Below are 21738 nucleotides of genomic sequence, written 5' to 3'. Positions count from 1 at the left end.
CCGGGATCGGGATCGTCGTGGAAGGAGAGGGGTGGACCCGCTCGCCGGCGGAGTCGTCGGTGAGGTTCCGTGTCCCCGGGCCCGTCACGCCAGGCGTCCCCGAAGCCGAGGTCCGGCCCGTCGAGCAGGCGCGGGGCGGCCCTTCCGCCGGGGCCGGTTGGGCCGGGCCGGTCGGTGTCAGAGGGTCGGTCGGGGGGCCCGGGCGGCGGTGGCCGTGTCGGGGTGGAGGGGGAAGATCTGGTCGAGGCCGACGATGCGCAGGATGCGCAGGGTGTTGGCGGGGACGCCTGCGAGCGCGATGTCGGCCTGCGCGGCGAGGGCGTGATGGTGGGCGGCGAGCAGCGCGGTGATGCCGGTGGAGTCGCAGAACTCCATGCCGGCCAGGTCCAGGATGAGGCGCTGGCCCGGCCGCAGGGTGAGCGTGGGGAGCAGCTCACGCAACTGGGCGGCGTGGCCGAAGTCGAGGTCGCCGAGGATCTCGAGGACGGGGCCGGTCACGACGTCCCTGCTGGTGATCTTCAGGGGGCTCATCGTGTGCTCTTCGTGGCCGGGCCGGTGGCCGGGTCGGTGGCGGGGACGCCGAGGGCCAGCAGGGCGGTGTCGTCGTCGAGGCCGTCGCCGAAGTCGTCCAGCAGGCCGATCAGAGCCTGGACGACGGCGTGCGGCGACCGGCCGGCGTGCTCGGTGGCGAAGGCGCGCAGCGCGTCGTCCCCGTACAGACTGCCGCGGTCCTCGCCGGTGCGTGCCTCGGTGAGACCGTCGGTGTAGAGCAGGAGGGTGTCGCCGGCGGCGAGGACGGTGGTCGCGGTGACGAATCGCGCGTCGGCCAGGACGCCGACGAGGAGACCGCCGGGGGTCGGCAGGAAGTCCGCCGTGCCGTCGGCGCGCAGGACGAGCACCGGCGGATGGCCGCCCGAGGCGATTCGGACGGCGACCTGCCCGGTCTCGGTGTCCGGCTCGAGGACGCCGAACACGGCGGTGCAGTAGCGCGGGTCGCCGTCGGCGGAGTAGCGCTCGTGGAGGACCTTGTTGAGCGTCGTCAGCGCGGAGACGGGGTCGGAGTCGTGCAGCGCGGCGGCGCGCAGGGTGTAGCGGGTCAGCGAGGTGACGGCGGCGGCCTGGGGGCCCTTGCCGCACACATCGCCGAGGAAGAACGCGAAGCGTTTGCCGTCGACGGGGAAGACGTCGTAGAAGTCGCCGCCGAGCCGGTCGGGGGAGGCCGTGTGGTAGTGGGCGGCCGTCTCCACGCCGGGCACCTGCGACAGGGTCGCGGGCAGCAGCGACTGCTGGAGTACCGCGAGGGCCTCCTGGAGCCGGGCGCGGTCCGCCTCCGCCTGTCTGCGCGCTTCCTCGGCGGCCTTCCGGCCGCGCAGGAGTTCCTCCTCGTAGGCGCGGCGGTCCCGGGCGTCGAAGACGGTGGTGCGGATCAGCAGCGGCTCGCCGATGGCGCCGTGCTTGACCACCGAGGAGACCAGCACGGGTGTCCGGGCGCCGTCGGCCTGCTTCATCTCCAGCGCGATGCCGCCGATCCGGCCCTGCATCCGCAGCAGTGGCGCGAAGTGCGTCTCGTGGTAGAGCTTGCCGCCCACGGTCAGCAGGTCGGTGAACCGCATCCGTCCCACCACCGCGTCCCGCTCCAGGCCCAGCCAGGACAGCAGCGTGTTGTTGATCTTCGCTATGGTCCCGTCCATCAGCGTGGACAGATATCCGCACGGCGCGCTCTCGTACAACTCCTCGGCACTGTCCTCCAGCAGGGCGGCGAAGACGGCGTCCGACGTCTTCCCGTCGCCGGCGTCACCGGAGCCGGTCTGCTGTCCGGTGCGGCACATCACCGTAGACCTGCCAGGAAGCCGGTGATCGCTTCGTTGGTGGCCTCCGGCGCGGACAGGTGCGGGCAGTGCCCGGTGGCATCGAGGGTGATCAGCGTCGAGCCGGGGATCGCCCGGTGGACGAAGGCGCCGACCTCGCGGGGCGCGATGACGTCCTGGGTGCATTCCAGCACCAGCGTCGGCACGTTCACGCGCTTCAGGTCGTCCCTGGAGTCCGACAGGAACGTGGCCCGGGCGAAGACGCGCGCCATCTCCGGGTCGGTGGCGCAGAAACTGTTCGTCAGCTCGTCGCCGAGCTCGGGCCGCTCCGCGTTCCCCATGATCACCGGTGCCATCGCCGCCGACCAGCCGAGATAGTTCGACTCCAGCGAGCCGAGCAGCTCGTCGATGTCCTCCGCACTGAATCCACCCCGGTAACCCTCGTCGTCGATGTAGCGCGGTGAGGGGGCGACCATCACCAGCGCCCCGATGCGCTCCGGAGCCATGCCGACGGCCAGCACCCCGATCATCGCGCTGACCGAGTGCCCCACGAACACGGCGTCACGCAGGTCCAGTGCTTCGCACACCTCGACCACGTCCCTGGCGTAGCCGTCGAGGGAGGTGTAGCGGTCCTCCGAGAACGCGGCCGGGTCCGAGCCGCCGGACCCCACGTAGTCGAACAGCACCACCCGGTGGTCGGCGGCCAGGGCGGGCACGGTGAGCCGCCACATGTTCTGATCACAGCCGAACCCGTGCGCCAGCACGACCGTGCGTCCCTGAGGATTGCCGGTGACGGTGACGTTGTTCCTGCGATCGATGTCCATGCCCCCCATCCTCGCAAACCGCGGCCGGCGCGCCCGCGCGGCGGCGGATCGCCCGCTCCGCCCGGCTCCGCTGCGCCCGGCTCCGGTCCGTCTGTCTCCCGTCCGTCCGTGTCCGGTCCGGCCCTCCGGCGGGGCGGGACCGGACACGGACGGGTAGGTCTATGCGGTCGTCCCCGCCGGCCTGCGGGCGATCAGGAAGGCCTGCGGGGTGGACTCGCCGCGGTCGGTGTCCGCTTCGCGCACGCTGCGCGACAGCATCGAGAACCCGGCCGCGGTCAGCAGCTCGGCCATCGGCTCCGGGCGGCGGCGCAGGAAGTCCAGGGCGACCGGGTGGCCCCAGGGGCGGTCGTGGTGGCGCGGTTCGTCACCCACCTGGAAGCCGAGGAACAGGTGTCCGCCGGGCGCGAGCACACGGTGGAACCCGGCGAAGAGTCCGGGCAGCTCGTCCACAGGGGTGTGGATGGACGAGTAGAAGGAGACGACCCCCGCCAGGCTCCCGTCGGGCAGATCCAGGTCGAGCATCGAGCCCCGCTCGAACCGGATCCCCGGGTTCTCGCGCCGCGCGATCGCGAGCATCGACTCCGACAGGTCGAGGCCGGACATCTCGAGCCCCAGCGCGGCGAGGAATCCCGTGACCCGGCCGGGGCCGCACCCCAGGTCGGCGACCCGGCCGCCGACGCCGACGAGTTCGGCGTACGAGGTGAGAAGGGCCCGCTCCAGCGACTTCGCGGGCAGCTCGTCGCGGAAGCGCTCGGCGTAGTCCTCGGCGATGGCGTCGTAGAACGTGCGGGTGGCGGTGACGAAGCCGGGGGCGGGGGAGGCGGAACGAGCGGCGGAGGCGGGAGAAGCGGGGGTGGGGGTGGCGTCCGTGGTGTCGGTCATGGGCGCGGACCCTAGCCGCGCCCACTGACAATCGGAGGGGACGCCGGGAGGAACGGGGGAGTGCGAGCCCGTGTCGGCAAAGGCAGGAGCCCCGTGCCGTACGGCACAGGGCTCCTTGGGTGCTGCTCTCAGACTTGCGATCTCAGGGTGGTGAAGATCAGACGGGGGTGACGTTCTCCGCCTGGGGACCCTTGGGGCCCTGCGTCACGTCGAAGGAGACCTGCTGGTTCTCCTCGAGCGAGCGGAAACCCTGCGCGTTGATCGCGGAGTAGTGGACGAAGACGTCGGGGCCGCCGCCTTCTTGGGCGATGAAGCCAAAGCCCTTTTCGGCGTTGAACCACTTCACGGTTCCGGTAGCCATAAGCCCTCCTTGGGCCCAAAGGGTTGCCCTGCTCCAGAACCCTGCAAGCGTGAAAGCGAGTGCCGCACAACTGCATACGTCTGAAAACGACGAGAGCCCGCGGTTACATGCTCCGCAGGCTCTGTACTGCAAGGGAAACCAAACTGCAACTTGCGGCGAGCCTAGCATGCAGGCAGCCGAAAGCAATAGAGGTCAAGATCACGTCACCCGGATGTTTGAAGATCCGCAGAAGGGGTTGACCGAGGGGGTGGAGTGCCCACGGTATCCGATGGGGTCTAGCCTCGCGATGTGGACAATTCTCGCACCCGGCCGCGCGTCGGCCACATCCAGTTCCTCAACTGCCTGCCCCTCTACTGGGGGCTCGCGAGAACCGGCACCCTCCTCGACTTCGAGCTGACGAAGGACACCCCGGAGAAGCTCAGCGAGCGACTGGTCCGGGGCGACCTCGACATCGGGCCCATCACCCTCGTCGAGTTCCTCAAGAACGCCGACGACCTGGTCGCCTTCCCCGACATCGCCGTCGGCTGCGACGGCCCGGTGATGTCCTGCGTGATCGTCTCCCAGGTCCCGCTGGAGGAGCTGGACGGCGCCCGGGTCGCCCTCGGCTCGACCTCCCGCACCTCCGTGCGTCTGGCCCAACTGCTGCTGGCCGACCGCTTCGGCGTCCGGCCCGACTACTACACCTGCCCGCCCGACCTCAGCCTGATGATGCAGGAGGCCGAGGCGGCCGTGCTCATCGGTGACGCGGCGCTGCGGGCCAACCTGCTGGACGGACCGAAGTTCGGTCTCCAGGTGCACGACCTCGGAGCGCTCTGGAAGGAGTGGACCGGCCTGCCGTTCGTCTTCGCGGTGTGGGCGGCCCGCCGGGAGTACCTGGAGCGCGAGCCGGTCATCACCCGCAAGGTCCACGAGGCGTTCATCGAGTCACGCAACCTCTCGCTCGACGAGGTCGGCAAGGTCGCCGAGCAGGCGGCCCGCTGGGAGGAGTTCGACGAGCAGGTGCTCGAGCAGTACTTCACCACCCTCGACTTCCGCTTCGGCGGGCCGCAGCTGGCGGCGGTCACCGAGTTCGCCCGCCGCGTCGGTCCGAGCACGGGCTTCCCGGCGGACGTCAAGGTGGAGCTGCTCCGGCCGTAGCCACGGCACTACGCTGCTGCCGAGTCCAACGGCGCCCGTCGGGCGCCTTTCGGGGGAGGGTGGACGTCCATGCAGCCGCTCGGAGTCGACGAACCGAGGACCGTGGGCCCCTACCGGCTGCTCGGCCGGCTCGGCTCGGGCGGGATGGGCCGCGTCTATCTGGGACGCAGCGCCGGCGGCCGCACGGTCGCCGTGAAGATCGTGCACCCGCACCTCGCGCTCGACGAGGAGTTCCGGGCCCGCTTCCGGCGCGAGGTCGAGGCCGCGAGGCGGGTCGGCGGTGCGTGGACCGCGCCGGTCCTGGACGCGGACCCGGAGGCGACGGTGCCCTGGGTCGCCACGGGGTACGCGGCCGGGCCGTCCCTGGCGGCGGCGGTCGGCTCGGGCGGCGGGCCGCTGCCCGAGCACTCCGTACGGGTGCTCGGCGCGGGTCTGGCGGAGGCGCTGGCAGCCGTGCACGAGCTGGGCCTGGTGCACCGGGACGTGAAGCCGTCCAACGTCCTGCTGACGGTGGACGGTCCGCTGCTGATCGACTTCGGCATCGCCCGGGCGACCGACGGCACGGCCTCGCTCACCTCCACCGGCGTCTCGGTCGGCTCGCCCGGCTACATGGCCCCCGAGCAGATCCTCGGCCGGGTCGCGTCCGGCGCGGCCGACGTCTTCTCCCTCGGCGCGGTGCTCGCGTACGCGGCGACCGGGGGGCCGCCGTTTCCCGGCGACTCCTCGGCCGCCCTCCTCTACAAGGTCGTCCACGAGCAGCCCGAACTCGGTGAGCCGGAGGGCGCCCTGCGGGGTGAACTGCGTGCGGTGGTCGAGGCCTGTCTCTCCAAGGACCCGGCCGCCCGGCCGGCCCCCGCCGAGGTGGCCCGACGGCTCGCTCCCGAGGGCGCGGCCCGGCTGGTCGCGGGCGGATGGCTGCCGGGTGCGCTGGTGGAGCAGCTGGGGCGCAGCGCCGTACAGCTGCTGAACCTGGAGGGCGCGGGGGCCGGCGCGGAGCCGGTCGTGTCCGGGCCGGTGGGATTCAGCAGCCCGGCGGTGACGGCGGGGGAACCGGCGGCGAGACCGGGGGAGTTCGGGCCACCGCCCGTGATGGGCGGGGGCGCGGGAGGTACCGGGGGCGGCACGGGTGCAGGATTCGCCGGGTTCGACGGGGACGCGGCCACTCCGGCCGACGGGCCGGGTCCCGTTCCCGCGCCGAGGGACGCCGAGCCTGGGGCCCGCGGGTCCGAACGGCCCGGCAGGGTCTCCGTCACCGTGGCGGCCACCGCGACTCCCGGGGAGGGCGACCGCGGGAGGCGGCTGAGCTGCACCGTCGCGCTGGCGGTCGCGGGGGCGATGGCGGCGGTCACGGTCGGCTCGGTGTTCCTGTTCCACATGCTGCCGGGCGACGACGAACACAACGACGCCTCCGGCAGCGACGCCCGCTCCTCCGCTCCGGCGGACGGTTCGAGCTCCGGCCCGGCCGCCTCGGCGCCCGCGAGCGGTTCCACCCCCGGCCCCACCTCCCCGGCGCCCACCGCGCTCCCGGCCCGCTATGCCGGGACCTGGGAGGGCGAGGGCACCGGCCTGGACGGCACGCTTCCGATGGGCACCTTCCGGGTGACGGTCCGACAGGCCGACGTGGGCGACAAGCTGGGGGAGCTGCGGCAGACCGATGTGCTCGGCGGCATCTGCGTCGACGTCCTGACGCTGAAGCAGGTGACGGAGAAGGACGTCGTCGCCACCTCGGCGGGGGCCAAGAGCAACCACGCCGGCTGCAACCCGCAGCCCCACACGATCCGGCTCACCCCGACCGGCGACGACCTGACGTACACCTCGGACAGCGCGGCGGAGGGCAACCCGGTGGCCCGGATGTCGAAGGTCGATGACGACGCCTCCCGGTGACCTGGCGCTGATCGCCGTCGCCGCACTGTGGGGCGCCCTGGCGGGGGCCCTGCTGCCACGGGCGGTGCACCGTTTCTCCGTCCCGTGGGAGGAGAGGGACCGCGGTTGGCGGACGCACTGCCCGGACGGGCACCCGATCCGCGGGTGGCTCGGGCGGGCGAGGTGCGCACGGTGCGCCGAGCGGGGCGCCCCCTCCTACGGCCCGGGCGGCCCGCGTCTCGCCGCCCTCACCGCCCTCGTGTGCGCCGCGCTCGCCGCCGCCACCGGTCTGCGGCCCGAACTCGTCGTCTGGCTGCTGCTCGCGCCGGCCGGGGTGCTGCTGACCGCAGTCGACCTGCGGGTGCGCAGACTGCCCGATCCGCTCACCCTCCCGTTCGCGGCCGCCGCACTCCTCCTGCTGGCCGCGGCCGCGCTGCTGCCCGAGCACGCCGGGGACTGGACGACGGCCCTGCTGGGCGCGCTCGCCCTCGGCGGCGGCTATCTCGTGCTCCACCTCGTCAACCCCGGCGGCATGGCCTACGGCGATGTGAAACTCGCGCTCTCGACGGGCGCCGTCCTCGGCTGGTACGGCTGGGCGACGGTCATGCTGGGCACGTTCGCCGCGTTCCTGCTCGGGGCGCTGTACGGCGGCGCGCTGGCCGTCCTGGGACGCGCCGGACGCAAGACGGTGATCGCCTTCGGTCCGTTCATGCTCCTCGGGACCTTCGTCGGGCTGCTGATCGGCGCGTACGCGGCCTGACGTCCGGGGGCCGCAACGGCTGGCGTAGGCTGGTTCGGTCCGTCCACAACCCTTGACGAAAGGGACCTCCGGTGCCCGAGAAGGCCGACCTCCAGTCTGTGCTCGACCGTGCCGCGGACGGCGGGCGGATCACTCCCGAAGAGGCCCTCGTCCTCTACCGCGACGCCCCGCTGCACGCGCTGGGCGCCGCCGCCGACGCCGTACGCCGCCGCCTGTACGCGGGGACCGAGCACATCGCCACGTACATCATCGAGCGCAACATCAACTACACGAACGTGTGTGTCACGGCGTGCAAGTTCTGCGCCTTCTACGCGGCCCCCAAGGACACGGCCAAGGGCTGGACCCGCGACCTGGACGACATCCTGCGCCGCTGCGCGGAGACCGTCGAACTCGGCGGCACCCAGATCATGTTCCAGGGCGGCCACCACCCGGACTACGGCGTCGAGTACTACGAGAAGCACTTCGCCGCCATCAAGGAGGCGTTCCCGCAGCTGGTGATCCACTCGCTCGGCGCGTCCGAGGTCGAGCACATGGCGCGGATCTCGAAGGTGACGGTCGACGAGGCCATCACCCGTATCCACGCCGCCGGCCTCGACTCCTTCGCGGGCGCGGGCGCCGAGTTGCTCCCCGCCCGGCCCCGCAAGGCCATCGCCCCGCTCAAGGAGTCCGGCGAGCGCTGGCTGGAGATCATGGAGATCGCGCACGGGCTGGGCGTCGAGTCGACGTCCACCATGCTGATGGGCACCGGCGAGACCAACGCCGAGCGCATCGAGCACCTGCGGATGATCCGTGACGTGCAGGACCGGACGGGCGGCTTCCGGGCCTTCATCCCCTACACCTACCAGCCCGAGAACAACCACCTGAAGGGCCGCACCCAGGCCACCCTCTTCGAGTACCTGCGGATGATCGCCATCGCCCGCCTGTTCCTCGACAACGTCCGCCACATCCAGGGCTCCTGGCTCACGACGGGCAAGGAGGTCGGCCAACTCTCCCTGCACTACGGTGCGGACGACCTCGGCTCGATCATGCTGGAGGAGAACGTCGTCTCCTCGGCCGGCGCCAAGCACCGGTCCAACCGGCTCGAGATCATCGACCTGATCCGCAAGGCAGGCCGCGTCCCGGCGCAGCGCGCGACCACGTACGAGCACCTCCTCGTGCACGACGACCCGGCCAACGACCCCGTGGACGAGCGGGTCATGTCCCACATCTCGTCGACCGCGATCGCCGGCGGCACGGCCCACCCCGAACTGAAGCTCCTCGCTTCCAACTAGCTTCTCGGACCGGCCTTCGCATGCTGACGATCCACGCGGACTCCAGGGACCGGGCGCTCGCCGTCAAGGGCGCCTCGATCGCCGACGCGGGGTCGCTGGAGGAGCTCGTCGCCGCGTATCCGTCGGCGCGGGTGCGCCGGTGGCCCGGCATCCTGACGCCCGGTCTCGTCAACCCGCACGGCACCGAGTTGCTGGAGGGGGCGTACCACCCCGACCCGCGCGAGGCCGACGAGCTGGGCGCCGAGCCGCTGACCGGGGACGCGCTCACCGCACTCGCCCCGGACGACGCCCGGTGGGGGGCGAGCGCCCGGCGCGGGGTGCAGCGCATGCTGGCCCACGGCACGGTCGCGGTGGCCTGCGAGGAGCTGCGCCGGCGCGCGGTGCGGGACGCGGTGGCCCGCTCCGGCCTGGCCGTGGTGGGCCGGACCGGGCCGCACCCCGGTGGGGTGCCCTCACTGGACCCCTACTCCTGCGGCCTGCCGGTGGAGTTCGCCCCGCCCAGGGAACGGGGCTCCGCCGCCCGCTTCGCCGTCTTCGACGTGCCCGACGAGGCGGCCCTGCCGACCCGGGGCGCGGGAACCTGCGTGGCCACGGTGATCGAGGGCCGCCTCCTGTACCGGCGGCGCTGAGACCGCCCCTCCAGGGGCGCGGGCCGTGAGGCCGGGCGGCTCCGCCGCGTGGGCGGGCGCGACCAGCCACGACGGACCGGCAGTCAGCAGTCGGCAGCCGCCAGCCGGCACCTGAATTCCGACACCCGACAGAAGCCTCCCCGCCCTACTCCGAGCCCTGTCCCGAGAACGCCTCCGCGAACGCCCCGTTCTCCTGCTCGACCCCGCTGCAATCGGTCAGCGCGTCGTTCGTGGCGGAGCCGTCCTCGCACTGCCGGTCGCGGAACGTCGACCACATGGACACCCAGGAGATGCCCTTCTCCTCGGCGAACGTCCGTACCTGCGCCGCGTCCGAGAGCGAGAACGTCTCGTTGTCGACGTCGTTGGTGCCGATCATCGAAGTGAGCGCCATCCCCTTCCACGCGCCGGCGTCCGTCGTCCCGAAGACCTTCTTGAGCTGGGCCTGCGCGGCCGTCGCCGAGGTGATCGCGTATCCGCCCATGTCACCGGCGTACGACTCGCCGTAGTTCATCGTCATCAGGTTGACGGTGGAGACCTGGACGTCGTACTTGTTCGCGGAGGCCAGCAGCGCCAGGCTGTCGGAGTCCAGCCCGGAGGGCATCACCGGGAGGGTGAAGGAGACCTCCAGGCCGGGACGTTCGGCCTGGAGCGCCGCGATCGCCCGGGAACGCAGGGCGACCGAGGCGGAGTCGGACAGTTCGTCGCCCTCGATGTCGAAGTCGGCCTGTGTGGAGCCCACCGCGTCGAGTGCGTCGCCGTACGCCCGCGTCAGCTCCGACGCGCCGGCACAGGCGGCCGCCAGTTCCTTGCCGGACGCCCCGCCGAAGGAGACACGCGCGGTGGCGCCCGACGCGGTCAGCGCCGAGACGCGGGACTTCACCGCGGAGTCGCCGATGGCGTCCGCACCGTTCCACGTCGGTGTGCAGCCGCTGTCGCCGGCGATGACGAACGCCAGGTTGTACGTCGTCGGCGAGCCCGCCGAGTCGTTGCCGTCGGCCTCCACCGCGCTCACGTACGGCGCGTAGGAGGTGCCGGCACCGGACGAGCCGGCGCTCGCCGACGGTGAGGGACTGCCGCTCGCCCGTTCGCTCGCGGATGGCGGCGCCCCGTCCGGCGTGTCGTCGGAGCCCGCGGAGCATCCCGCCACGGCCAGGGCGAACAGGCAGGTGACCCCGGCCGTCGGCATCAGGAAACTCCTCATTGCGTATGCACCCGCTCTCGTGATTTCTGTCTCAGCGCGGAAACAATGCGCGTTTCCGAAATGGAAATGTCTCACATGCGGGCGGATCGCGCGGGAACAGTGGACACACAGACACTTCATGGAGGTAAGTGCGCAAAAGGTGATAACCACCCGCCCGAAAGGGATAATCAACCCTCCCATGGTGGGCAGGATTCGCGCAGGGGATTCGGATTTCTCTCAGGGAGTGGACAGGTTCGCGCGTTTCTCATGGGCCTCTCACAAGCGGCGCAGAGTTTATGCCACACAAACGCTGCCTAATATCCGTGGAATGCAATCCGAGCCTGCCATCGAAAGCCGTGCCGCCGCTCGCGGCAGCCGTCGCAGCCGCAAACGTGACGACGCCTCCGCCGAGGGGCCCGTGTTCGTTGACAACTCCGGACGCAGATCCAAACTGCTGCGCCGGATCGGTCTCCTCATGGGAGTCGGCTGCCTGGTCTACGCCGTCGTCCTCGGCGCCGCCTTCATGGGCTGGGGCACCTCCCTGACCCCGTCCTCGCTGCTGCCGTTCGGCAACGGAGGCCCGCGCGGTTCCCAGAACAACGGCCCCGGCGGCTTCCAGCCGCAGGGCGGTGTCGGCACCCCGCCCTCGAGGCCCACCGGCACCCCGCCCACGGGCGTCGCCACCGGCGAGCCGCCGAGCTCCGCCCCGACCGCCACCGCCTCCGCGACCGCGGCCGCCAACTGACCGGAGCGCAGCCACTTCCATGACGACCACCACCTCCCGCGGCCGCCGCCGCGCCCCGACCCGCATGTCCCGGGCCGCGGGCAGGGCCGCGGCGCTCCAGAAACCGCGTGTCATCCTCGCCCTGCTGCTTCTCCTCGCGCTGACCAGCGTCATGCTCCTCGACGGCTATCTGCGCGCCGAGGTCGGCGGGGACCAGCGGGTGCGCACCGGGGCCGGCGCCGACAAGGTGCCCGACACGGTCCTCGACGGCGGCCCGATCCTGACCTTCCAGGGCGGCCGGGCCACCACCGTCTCGGTTCCGGACAAGACGATCGCGCTGACCTTCGACGACGGCCCGAACCCGACCTGGACGCCCCAGGTGCTGGGCATCCTCGAGGAATACGACGTGCCCGGCACGTTCTTCCTGGTGGGCTCGATGGTGTCGCGCTACCCGGGCATCGTGAAGGACATGGTCGAGGCGGGCAACGAGGTGGGCATCCACACCTTCACCCACGTCGACCTGTCCTACCAGTCGGACGCCCGCGTCGCCCGGGAGATGCAGCAGACCCAGCTGGCGCTCGCGGGCGCCGCCGGCATCACGACGACGCTCTTCCGCGCCCCGTACTCCTCCGAGACGGACGCCATCGACAACTACAGCTGGCCCGTCTACGAGAAGCTCGGTGAGGACGGTTACACCAGCGTCTTCGTCGACACCGACAGCGACGACTGGAAGAAGCCGGGCGTCTCGAAGATCATCAAGTGGGCCACGCCGGAGGACGGCAAGGGTGCGTCGGTGCTCTTCCACGACGCGGGCGGCGAGCGCTCCCAGACGATCAAGGCCCTGCCGGCGTACATCAAGAAGATGAAGGCCGCGGGCTACACCTTCACCACCATCAGCGGCGTGATGCAGGAGCAGAACGCCGCGGCCCGGCAGTCCTCCGGCACAGGCCGGCAGCAGGCCGCGGATGCGGCGGCCGGCACGGGGACCAGTACGGGTACCGGGACCGCGGGAACGGGAACGGGGACCGCGGCCACCGGGACCGCGGGAACGGAGGGGGCGGCGGGGATCCAGGGGGCGACCGGCGCGCAGGGCGGCGCCGTGCCCGGCGGAACCGGCGGAACGATCAACCGTCTTCAGGCCGCCCACCGCGAGGCCACCGGCGTGACCCTCTACGAGGGCAAGGCGCTCATCGCGGCGGTCACCCTCGCCGAGTGGACCGTGCCGACGCTGTCGGTGGGACTGATGATCGTCGGCGTGGCCGTCATGGGCCGGTTCGGCATGATGCTGGTCCTGGCCCGCCGGCACCACAGGAAACGCAACAGGCGCCGCTTCAGCTGGGGGCCGACCGTCACCCGGCCGGTCAGCGTGATCGTCCCGGCGTACAACGAGAAGGAGTGCATCGCCAACACCCTGAAGTCGCTGGCGCAGAGCACCCACCCGATCGAGATCATCGTCGTGGACGACGGGTCGACGGACCACACGTCCGAGATCTCGCGCGAGGCGGCGGCGGCTCTCGGCATGACCAACGTCCGGGTCGTCCGCCAGGAGAACGCGGGCAAGCCCGCCGCCCTGAACAACGGCGTCCGCAGCGCCGGTTACGACCTCGTCGTGATGATGGACGGGGACACGGTCTTCGAGCCGGACGCCGTGCACCAGCTGGTGCAGCCCTTCGCCGACCCGAACGTCGGCGCGGTCGCCGGCAACGCCAAGGTCGGCAACCGCGACACGGTCATCGGCGCCTGGCAGCACATCGAGTACGTGATGGGCTTCAACCTCGACCGCCGCATGTACGACCTGCTGCGCTGCATGCCCACCATCCCCGGTGCGATCGGCGCGTTCCGCCGCGACGCCGTGCTGGAGGTCGGCGGCATGAGCGAGGACACCCTCGCCGAGGACACCGACATCACCATCGCGATGCACCGCGCGGGATGGCAGGTCGTCTACCAGGAGCACGCCAAGGCGTGGACCGAGGCGCCGGGCTCCCTCAAGCAGCTGTGGTCGCAGCGCTACCGCTGGTCCTACGGCACCATGCAGGCGCTGTGGAAGCACCGCAAGTCCCTGACGGACAAGGGGCCCTCGGGCCGCTTCGGCCGCGTCGGGATGCCGCTGGTGGTCCTCTTCCAGATCGTCACGCCGGTCTTCGCCCCGCTCATCGACGTGTTCACCGTCTACTCGATGATCTTCGTCGACTTCCAGGCGGCCCTGCTGGCCTGGCTGGCCGTGCTCGGCGTCCAGCTGGGCTGCGCCGCCTACGCCTTCCGCCTGGACCGCGAGAAGTACCGCTACCTGCTGATGATGCCGCTCCAGCAGCTGGCCTACCGCCAGATGATGTACCTCGTTCTCATCCACTCCTGCATCACCGCCCTCACCGGCGGCCGACTGCGCTGGCAGAAACTGAAGCGCACCGGCGAGGTCGGCACCCCCGCAGGGGCGAGCTGATGAGCTGGGAACAGCAGGGCTTCGGCCCTGGCCCCGGCCCCGACCCTGGCCAGGACCAGGGGTACGGGTACGGGTACGGGTATGCGCAGGGGCAGGGGCAGGGGCAGGGGCAGGGGCAGGGGTACGGCTACGAGCTCGGGCAGCCGTCGGCGTATCCGTACGGGTACGACGGGCACGGCCGGCCGCCGCACCAGCAGGAGTACGGTCAGCAGCCGCACCAGCAGGAGTACGGTCAGCAGCCGTATCCGACGGAGCACGGTCAGCAGCCGTATCCGACGGAGCACGGTCAGCACCCGCACGCGCAGCACCACCCGGAGTACGGGCGCAGCGCCGAGCACGCGCGCAACGCCGAGCACGCGCGCAACGCCGAGCACGCGCGCAACGCCGAGCACGCGCGCAACGCCGAGCACGCGCGCAACGCCGAGTACGGGCAGAGCGTCATCGTGGAGGAGACGGCGACGCTGCCGGCGGTGGACGCGGAGCCCACCCCTGACCGGGAAGCCGTCGGAGACCTCGCGGCTCCGGTGTCCGTCGTCGAGGACACGCAGGAGGCACCCCGGTCCCCTTCCGGGCCCGACGCCGTGGCCCCCCGGCGGGACCGCTACTTCGACACGCTCCGGGCACTCGCCCTCGTCCGCGTCGTGGCCTACCACACCTTCGGGTGGGCCTGGGCGGGCATGGTCTTCCCCTCCATGGGGATCATGTTCGGCCTGGCAGGGACCCTGATGGCGAAGTCCCTGGAGCGTCCGGCGCTTCAGGTGGTGAGGAGCCGCTTCCGCCGGCTCCTTCCCCCCTTCTGGTTCTGGGGCGTCTTCGTCGTGATGGCGATGCTGGTCCACGGCTGGATGCCGGGCTGGGAGATCGTCTACTGGGTCGTGCCGCTGGGCGATCCGCCGGGCAACGCCTGGGGCGAGCAGGCCTGGGAGATCCTCTGGTACCTGCGGACCTATCTCTGGTTCGTCCTGTTCTCCCCGCTCCTGCTCCGGTTCTTCCGGCTCGCCCCGGTTCCCGCGCTGGCGCTCTCCCTGGCACCGATCCTGGTGCTGACCTGCGTGTGGGCGGGCCCGGACAACCGCTTCGGGTCCGCGACGTGGGACCTGTCGACGTACCTCTTCTGCTGGATGCTCGGTTTCGCGCACCGCGACGGCGTCCTGGAGCGGATGAAGCCGGGCCTGGTGGTGGCGGTGTCGCTCGCCGCGATCGGCTTCGGCGGTTGGTACGCCTTCACGCACCAGGCCGAGTTCGGCACCTACGACCTGGACGAGAACCCCCTCGCGCAGGCTTTCTGGTCGGCGGGCTTCGTCATGCTGCTGATGTGGGCCAAGGCGTACTTCGGGATCGGCTTCGCCCGGCTCACCCGCTTCCGGCGCACGAACCGGATCGTCACCGTCTTCAACGCGCGCGCGGTCACGATCTACCTCTGGCACGAGATCGCCCTCATCCTGGCCGTCCCGCTCATCGACAGGTTCTGGGACGTCCCCGCGTTCGAGACGTACCTGCCGCTGGAGAGCCAGTGGTTCATGTTCGGCGTGGGCTGGCTGCTGATCGCCCTCTTCGTGCTGGTCTGCGGGTGGGTCGAGGACGTCGCGGCGCGGAAGAAGCCGAGGCTCCTGCCGTGAGGCGGTGAGTCCGGGGCTGCCACAATGGGCGGGTGACCCGTGCTTCCCTGAACAAGCAGCCCCACGAAGTCGCCTCGATGTTCGACCGCGTGGCGGAACGGTACGACCTGACCAACGACGTCCTGTCGCTCGGGCAGGACCGGAGGTGGCGCAAGGAGGTCGCCAGGGCGGTCGACGCCCGCCCCGCACAGAAGGTGCTGGACCTCGCCGCGGGCACGGCGACGTCCTCCCTCCCCTTCGCGCAGACCGGCGCCTATGTCGTCCCGTGCGACTTCTCCCTCGGCATGCTCCAGGTCGGGAAGAAGAACCACGGCTGGCTGCCGTTCACGGCCGGGGACGCCACGAGGCTGCCGTTCAAGGACGACGTCTTCGACGCCGTCACCATCTCCTTCGGCCTGCGCAACGTGCAGGACTTCGACGCGGCCCTGCGCGAGATGTACCGGGTGACCCGGCCCGGCGGGCGTGTCGTCATCTGCGAGTTCTCGCACCCCACCTGGGCGCCCTTCCGGACCGTCTACACCGAGTACCTGATGCGCGCCCTTCCGCCGGTCGCGCGCGCGATGTCCTCGAACCCGGACGCCTACGTCTACCTCGCCGAGTCCATCCGTGCCTGGCCCGACCAGCCCGCCCTCGCCGAGCACCTGCGCAAGGCCGGCTGGTCGAAGGTCGCCTGGCGCAACCTGACCGGCGGCGTGGTGACCCTGCACCGGGGCTTCAAGGAGGTCTGACCCGCGGTGCGGCCCGGTTCCCACGGCGTCACGCTCCCGCCAGGGCCTCAGCCGCCGTCTCCGTGACCGCGACCGTCTCCGTGACCGCCAGGATCCCGGGCATCGCCCACGTCACGGTCATCTCTACGGCACGGTCATCGCCACGTCACGGTCACCGGGTGATCGCCTCGAAGGGGAGCCCCGGCCGGTCGAGCTCGCGCTGCAACCCGCCGCCCCCCGGCCTGGGCACCCGGGGCTCGCGCACGCCCGAGCCTCCGCCGCCCTCCCCCTCGCCGAAGTCGAACCACACCGTCACGACGGTCCCGCGCGGCACCTCGGCACCGGGCGGCGGGTACTGACGTACGACGTAGTCCACGACCGCGCGGTGGAACTCGGGCCGATCCGGTGCGGCCAGCAGCACGCCCTGTGCCGTAGCCGCCTCGCGCGCGTCCACGGCCATCAGTCCGACGAGCCTCGGTACACGCACCTCGGGTGTTTTGGGTGTTATGAACACAGATGTCACCCCCAGCGGTACTGGAAGGGTAACCGCCCGGGGGTGCCACCCGGAAGCGTCGGGTGCCTATCTGTAGCCGACGACTACGCCAGGTGACCGATGGAACGGCGGCGACGGTCACCAGGCGTGGCGAGGCACGGGAGCGGCGGTCACGCGGGGGGCGCGGGAGCCACGGTCACCCGGCGGGGTGTGGGCCGACGGTCACCACGCGAGGCGGTAGCAGTGCCTTTCGCGCTGCGACTCCGGTGGCGTGAAGACCTCCCCGAGCCGCATGCCCAGCCGTTCCGCGACGGCGATGGACCGCGCGTTGCGTGCGTCGACCACGGCCACCACTTCACGGACCCCGGCCGCTGCGACCCGCTCCAGGGTCATCCGCGCGGCCGCCGTCGCGTAGCCCTGCCCCCAGTGCTCCCGACCGAGCCGCCACCCGATCTCGATCTCGCCCCTGGGGCCGTGCTCACGGGGCCACGGCTGAGCACCGGTGAAACCGATCACCCGGTCGTCCCGGTCCAGCATCGTCCACAGACAGAATCCGAGCTCCGCGTCGTGCCGGCGCTGGCGGGCGGTGAGCTCTTCGTAGGCGGACAGCTCCGCGGATCGTCCGCCGTGGAACTCCATCACACCCGGGTCGTCGAAGACCCGGTGCCAGGCGACGGCGTCCTCGTCCGTGGGGACACGCAGTCGAACTACGGGGAGAGCTCGGTTCACTGGGCAGCCCTTCAGCCGGGTGATCAATTCTGCTGAATAGACTGCCCATGTCCAGTGCCGGTCGGCACGAAGATTCCGAACTTGGGGAGATCCCGCCGTGACCGTCGTGAACGAGCCCCTCTCCGAAAACACGGCCGACGTGATCGTCGTCGGCGCGGGGCCGAGCGGCTCCACGACCGCGTACTACCTCGCCAAGGCCGGACTCGACGTACTCCTCCTGGAGAAGACCGAGTTCCCCCGCGAGAAGGTCTGCGGCGACGGCCTCACCCCACGCGCCACCAAGCAGCTCGTGGCCATGGGCATCGACATCTCCGAGGAGGCCGGCTGGCTGCGCAACAAGGGCCTGCGCATCATCGGAGGCGGCGTCCGCCTCCAGCTCGACTGGCCGGATCTCGCCTCTTTCCCGGACTACGGACTCGTCCGCAAGCGCGACGACTTCGACGAGCAGCTCGCCCGCCAGGCCCAGAAGGCCGGCGCCCGCCTGTACGAGCGCTGCAACGTCGGTGCGCCGATCGTCGACGACCGCACCGGCCGCATCATCGGCGTGCACGCCAAGCTGGGTGAGGAGAAGCGCGAAGTGACCTTCCGCGCCCCGCTCGTGGTGGCCGCCGACGGCAACTCCAGCCGGCTCTCGCTGGCGATGGGCCTGCACCGCCGCGAGGACCGCCCGATGGGCGTCGCGGTCCGCACCTACTTCACCTCCCCGCGCCACGAGGACGACTACCTGGAGTCGTGGCTGGAATTGTGGGACCGCCGGGGTCCGGGCGAGGACCGGCTGCTGCCCGGCTACGGCTGGATCTTCGGTATGGGCGACGGGACGTCGAACGTCGGCCTGGGCGTGCTGAACACCTCCGACTCCTTCAAGGAGCTCGACTGGCGCGAGGTCCTCAAGGCCTGGTGCGCGTCCATGCCGCAGGACTGGGGTTACACCCCCGAAAACATGACCGGCCCGATCCGGGGGGCGGCCCTCCCCATGGCCTTCAACCGCAAGCCCCACTACACCAAGGGCCTGCTGCTCGTCGGCGACGCCGGCGGTCTGGTGAACCCGTTCAACGGCGAGGGCATCGCCTATGCCATGGAGTCCGGCCAGCTGGTCGCCGACGTCATCGTCCAGGCCCATGCCCGCGCCACCCCGGGCCAGCGCGAACTGGCCCTCCAGCGCTATCCGCAGGTCCTCGCGGACACCTACGGCGGCTACTACACGCTGGGCCGTGCCTTCGTGAAGCTCATCGGCAACCCGAAGGTCATGAAGATCGCGACCCAGCGCGGTCTGAGCCACCCCTTGCTGATGAAGTTCACCCTGAAGATGCTCGCCAACCTGACGGACCCCACGGGCGGCGACGCGATGGACCGCATCATCAACGGCCTGAGCAAGGTGGCCCCGAAGGCCTGACCGCGTCCGCCCGTCCGCCCCCTTACCGCCACGGTGTCCTCGGCGGCCCGGCCCGCGAAACCCCCTTCGCCCCGGCCCGCCACCCACCGTGGCGGTAAAGGGGCGTCTGAGGCATATCGGGTATCCGGCGCATCGGGAATATCCCGTTCCGTCAGGTGTCGGTACGTCAGAGGATGCCCCGTTCCCTCAGGCCCCAGCGCGTCAGAAATGTCCCGTTCCGTCAGGTCTCGGCGCGCCTGGGGCGTCCGGCCTGTGAGAGGCGTCCGGCGTCGCGGAATGTCCCGGGCCCGTCAAGGTGTCCCGGTACGAGAGAAATGTTCCGTCCCGCCAAAGAGAGTTCGGCGGCGCGTCAGAAACATCCGGCCGGTCTCGGTGCGTCCGGGATGTCCGCCCGTGAGAGGCGTTCCGGCGCCGCGGAACGTACCGGCCCGTCAAAGGTGTCCCGGTACGGCAGGAATGTCCCGGCCCGTCAAAGAGGGTTCGGTGCGGCAGGGGCATCCAGCCGGTGAAGGGTGTCCCGATGCGTCAGGGGTATCCGGCTTCGCGGGGCGCCCCTGCGCGTCGGAGGTGTCCGACCGGCCCGCCGGAGTTGTCCGGCCGACCGGACATGTCCGGTGTGCCGGAAAGGCCGGGACGGCGCGAGGCATCGACCCCTGCATACGCCCCAAGTGCACCAGAAGGGCGCTGGATGGGCCTGTATGCGAGCCGGGGGTCTAGCTAGAGGGGCCCGAGGGCGAGTTGCGAGGCGCCAGGGGAAGGCCGGAGGCGCGCCACAGGGTCGCAGGGCGCCCTCTGGGCCGTTCGCGGGGCGCCCACGCGCTTCGGGGCGCCCGTGCGGCCCGCACGGCCCTGGGGGCGGCTGTGGGCCCGCGGTGAGCCGCAAGAGCGGTTTGCGCGAGCGCGCATGGCGGCCCGGCGCGTCCGCGGAGCCCGAAGGGCCGCTGCCCCCGAGCGGCTGCGGCCCTTGCGTGCTTGAGATGCCTCAGGGCACCCGGGTGCGTCAGAGCACCCGTACCGCGCCGGTCGGCGGGTCGTACGACAGCGGCTTCTCGGCCACACCGGTGGACGGGTTCTGCGCGCCGACGAACATGCCGTCACCGACGTACACCGCCACGTGGTACGCGCTGCCCGCGCTGCCCCAGTACAGGATGTCGCCCGGCTGCAGGTTGTCCAGGGACACCTGGGTGCCGAAGGTCGACTGGTCCTGCGAGACGCGCGGCAGGTCGACACCGACCTGCTTGAAAGCGGTCTGCATGAGACCCGAGCAGTCCCAGGAGTTGGGGCCGGTGCCGCCGGAGACGTAGGCGTCGCCGATCTGGGCCTTCACGAAGGCGATGACGGCCGCGGCCGAACCGGTCGCCGTGGAACCGCTCGTGCTCGTGGAGCTGCCGCTGCTCGCCGTCGTGGAGAGCGTGGTCCGCTCGGCGTTGCGCGTGGCACGCTCGGCGGCGGCCTTGCGGGCGGCCTCGTCCTTCTTCTTCGCCTCGGCCTTGGCGTCGGCGAGGTCCTTCTTGGCCTCCTTGGCGGCTGCTGCTGCGGCCGCGTCACGCTCGGCGTCGAGCTGGTAGTTCGCCGCGGCCTGCTGCGTGGCCTGAGCGGACTGCGCGACCTGGGCGGCCAGGTCGCCCGTGAGCACGGGCAGTTCGAGCGTCTGCGTCACCGGCTCGGCGGCGTTGGCCGAGCCGGCTGCTGTGGCGACGGCCAGCGTGCCGAGGACACCACTGGCGACTCCGGCCCGCATCGCGATCGTCGACGCGCTGCGGCGGGGTTTCCGGTGGCTGCGTATGTGAGCGGTGTGGGACATGGGTACAACCGGTATCAGGGGCTCCTCCATACCTTCAAGAAACGTGTGCTGCGCCACAGTTGTTCAACCGATGCCCCAAATTCCCTTCCCCGGGTTCTTTATTGACGCCGTAACGGACATTGCGGACTCAGGCGATCAGGCCTGTGATCATGCACTTTCGTCTTTACGCCCGGATTGCCCGGCGCCTACCATCGGTCGCGACCATTGGCCAAGCCCTCTTCTTGGCCGCCCCGCACGGGTGTGGCGCAGGTCACGGAACGGTCACCGGAACCACCGCGTCCCGCGCGTCGTTCGCGACCGCTTCTCCTCGTGAACGCGTGCACGCGTCCACACCCCGGTCACACCTCCCCCTGATGTGTGAATGCGCGCCTCTATCAGGGCCTCATGTCCACCGCGAATTTGCATGCAAGGGAAGCCTCTTGATATGGAGACGACCCGCGTTTCAGGCGGTGACGAGCGTAAATGTCACTTCTTGTGATCACTCCGACGCTTCACGTATGAAGATCACTGTCGGTATGACTTCATGATCCTTCGTCAGGTGGTGGAGATCACAAAGCTTGTGTAATACCCCGTGTCGCAGATCACAGAGCGGCGGGCATAGGATGCGAGGCAGTTGGGCTTGTGACCTGCTTCACATGTTCGCGATCTTCGCCGGGACGGGCGGGGTCCGCGATACCTGGGAGGTGGACGGAGCCCGACGTCATCGCCAGCAGTCAGTGCCGACTGAGAGGAGCGAGGAGCGGTGAACGCGTATGCGCCCATCCTCGTACTGGGAGCCCTCGGGGCAGGCTTTGCGATCTTCTCCGTGGTCATGGCCACGTTGATCGGGCCGAAGCGGTACAACCGCGCCAAGCTCGAGGCCTACGAGTGCGGTATCGAGCCGACCCCCACGCCGGCCGGCGGCGGGCGCTTCCCCATCAAGTACTACCTGACGGCGATGCTCTTCATCGTCTTCGACATCGAGATCGTCTTCCTCTACCCCTGGGCCGTCACCTTCGACGCCCTGGGTGTCTTCGGGCTCGTGGAGATGTTGCTCTTCGTGCTCACCGTCTTCGTGGCGTACGCGTACGTGTGGCGGCGCGGCGGCCTGGAATGGGACTGAGGGGCCTTTAGC

At 70.9% G+C, this 21738-nt stretch carries 20 protein-coding genes; 11 read left to right on the top strand and 9 right to left on the bottom strand.

All coding sequences use genetic code 11. The annotated features are described in order from the left end of the window. Positions 1 to 177: 177 nt before the first annotated feature. The 5 genes from OHS71_RS17805 to OHS71_RS17785 form a co-directional block, all read right to left on the bottom strand. Positions 178 to 531 (bottom strand): STAS domain-containing protein, encoded by a 354-nt coding sequence (locus OHS71_RS17805; protein ID WP_328480360.1) that lies wholly within the window; start codon positions 529 to 531, stop codon positions 178 to 180. After that, positions 528 to 1829, bottom strand: a complete 1302-nt coding sequence (locus tag OHS71_RS17800; RefSeq protein WP_328480359.1) for a PP2C family protein-serine/threonine phosphatase — start codon at positions 1827 to 1829, stop codon at positions 528 to 530. The genes OHS71_RS17805 and OHS71_RS17800 overlap by 4 nt, the downstream gene beginning before the upstream one ends. Then, positions 1829 to 2632 (bottom strand): alpha/beta fold hydrolase, encoded by an 804-nt coding sequence (locus OHS71_RS17795; RefSeq protein ID WP_328480358.1) that lies wholly within the window; start codon positions 2630 to 2632, stop codon positions 1829 to 1831. Before OHS71_RS17795 ends, OHS71_RS17800 begins: the two co-directional genes overlap by 1 nt. Positions 2633 to 2791: 159 nt before the next feature. Beyond that, complete coding sequence (locus OHS71_RS17790; RefSeq protein WP_328480357.1) at positions 2792 to 3514, bottom strand: class I SAM-dependent DNA methyltransferase; 723 nt, start codon at positions 3512 to 3514, stop codon at positions 2792 to 2794. A 157-nt stretch (positions 3515 to 3671) separates the two neighbouring features. Beyond that, positions 3672 to 3875 carry a cold-shock protein gene (locus tag OHS71_RS17785; protein ID WP_003974443.1) on the bottom strand — a complete coding sequence of 68 codons (204 nt, stop codon included), beginning with the start codon at positions 3873 to 3875 and terminating at the stop codon, positions 3672 to 3674. A 288-nt stretch (positions 3876 to 4163) separates the two neighbouring features. On the opposite strand from OHS71_RS17785, the gene OHS71_RS17780 reads away from it, so the two are divergent. From OHS71_RS17780 to OHS71_RS17760, 5 genes are all read left to right on the top strand, one after another. Beyond that, a complete protein-coding gene (locus OHS71_RS17780; protein WP_328480356.1) occupies positions 4164 to 5012 on the top strand; it encodes a menaquinone biosynthetic enzyme MqnA/MqnD family protein in 849 nt (282 codons plus the stop codon). Between the two features lie 69 nt (positions 5013 to 5081). Beyond that, positions 5082 to 6896 carry a protein kinase domain-containing protein gene (locus OHS71_RS17775; RefSeq protein ID WP_328480355.1) on the top strand — a complete coding sequence of 605 codons (1815 nt, stop codon included), beginning with the start codon at positions 5082 to 5084 and terminating at the stop codon, positions 6894 to 6896. Continuing rightward, the gene (locus tag OHS71_RS17770; RefSeq protein ID WP_328480354.1) at positions 6877 to 7635 is read left to right on the top strand and encodes a prepilin peptidase; all 759 of its coding nucleotides are present in this window, start codon (positions 6877 to 6879) and stop codon (positions 7633 to 7635) included. Before OHS71_RS17775 ends, OHS71_RS17770 begins: the two co-directional genes overlap by 20 nt. A 71-nt stretch (positions 7636 to 7706) precedes the next feature. Beyond that, positions 7707 to 8906: a cyclic dehypoxanthinyl futalosine synthase gene (mqnC, locus tag OHS71_RS17765; protein WP_328480353.1), complete on the top strand. Its 1200-nt coding sequence runs from the start codon at positions 7707 to 7709 to the stop codon at positions 8904 to 8906. A 20-nt stretch (positions 8907 to 8926) separates the two neighbouring features. Then, entirely contained in the window at positions 8927 to 9535 is a 609-nt protein-coding gene (locus OHS71_RS17760) for a hypothetical protein (protein ID WP_328480352.1), read from the top strand. 145 nt (positions 9536 to 9680) lie between these two features. On the opposite strand, the gene OHS71_RS17755 is transcribed toward OHS71_RS17760, so the two are convergent. Next, on the bottom strand, positions 9681 to 10736 hold the full coding sequence (locus tag OHS71_RS17755) for a chitinase (protein ID WP_328480351.1): 1056 nt from the start codon (positions 10734 to 10736) through the stop codon (positions 9681 to 9683). A 307-nt stretch (positions 10737 to 11043) separates the two neighbouring features. On the opposite strand from OHS71_RS17755, the gene OHS71_RS17750 reads away from it, so the two are divergent. From OHS71_RS17750 to OHS71_RS17735, 4 genes are all read left to right on the top strand, one after another. Then, a complete protein-coding gene (locus tag OHS71_RS17750) occupies positions 11044 to 11460 on the top strand; it encodes a hypothetical protein (RefSeq protein ID WP_328480350.1) in 417 nt (138 codons plus the stop codon). Positions 11461 to 11479: 19 nt separating this feature from the next. Continuing rightward, entirely contained in the window at positions 11480 to 13879 is a 2400-nt protein-coding gene (locus tag OHS71_RS17745) for a bifunctional polysaccharide deacetylase/glycosyltransferase family 2 protein (RefSeq protein ID WP_328480349.1), read from the top strand. Between the two features lie 581 nt (positions 13880 to 14460). Next, positions 14461 to 15498 carry an acyltransferase family protein gene (locus OHS71_RS17740; RefSeq protein ID WP_328484550.1) on the top strand — a complete coding sequence of 346 codons (1038 nt, stop codon included), beginning with the start codon at positions 14461 to 14463 and terminating at the stop codon, positions 15496 to 15498. 32 nt (positions 15499 to 15530) lie between these two features. Next, complete coding sequence (locus OHS71_RS17735; RefSeq protein WP_328480348.1) at positions 15531 to 16226, top strand: demethylmenaquinone methyltransferase; 696 nt, start codon at positions 15531 to 15533, stop codon at positions 16224 to 16226. A gap of 151 nt (positions 16227 to 16377) precedes the next feature. Here the strand turns inward: OHS71_RS17735 and OHS71_RS17730 are convergent, their stop codons facing one another. Both OHS71_RS17730 and OHS71_RS17725 read right to left on the bottom strand, forming a co-directional pair. Continuing rightward, positions 16378 to 16692 (bottom strand): PASTA domain-containing protein, encoded by a 315-nt coding sequence (locus OHS71_RS17730; RefSeq protein ID WP_328480347.1) that lies wholly within the window; start codon positions 16690 to 16692, stop codon positions 16378 to 16380. 228 nt (positions 16693 to 16920) lie between these two features. After that, positions 16921 to 17427: a GNAT family N-acetyltransferase gene (locus OHS71_RS17725; RefSeq protein ID WP_328480346.1), complete on the bottom strand. Its 507-nt coding sequence runs from the start codon at positions 17425 to 17427 to the stop codon at positions 16921 to 16923. A gap of 97 nt (positions 17428 to 17524) precedes the next feature. Between OHS71_RS17725 and OHS71_RS17720 the strand changes: the two genes are divergently transcribed. Continuing rightward, positions 17525 to 18820, top strand: a complete 1296-nt coding sequence (locus OHS71_RS17720; protein WP_328480345.1) for a geranylgeranyl reductase family protein — start codon at positions 17525 to 17527, stop codon at positions 18818 to 18820. A 1000-nt stretch (positions 18821 to 19820) separates the two neighbouring features. Here the strand turns inward: OHS71_RS17720 and OHS71_RS17715 are convergent. Further along, complete coding sequence (locus OHS71_RS17715; protein WP_328480344.1) at positions 19821 to 20624, bottom strand: C40 family peptidase; 804 nt, start codon at positions 20622 to 20624, stop codon at positions 19821 to 19823. A gap of 742 nt (positions 20625 to 21366) precedes the next feature. Between OHS71_RS17715 and OHS71_RS17710 the strand changes: the two genes are divergently transcribed. After that, positions 21367 to 21726, top strand: coding sequence for an NADH-quinone oxidoreductase subunit A (locus tag OHS71_RS17710; protein ID WP_007383963.1), 360 nt, complete (start codon positions 21367 to 21369; stop codon positions 21724 to 21726). Positions 21727 to 21738: the final 12 nt, after the last annotated feature.

This window comes from Streptomyces sp. NBC_00377, from assembly GCF_036075115.1.
Classification (GTDB): Bacteria; Actinomycetota; Actinomycetes; order Streptomycetales; family Streptomycetaceae; genus Streptomyces.
Note: the sequence above shows the minus strand (reverse complement) of the source record. Positions and strands in the feature narration are given on the sequence as shown.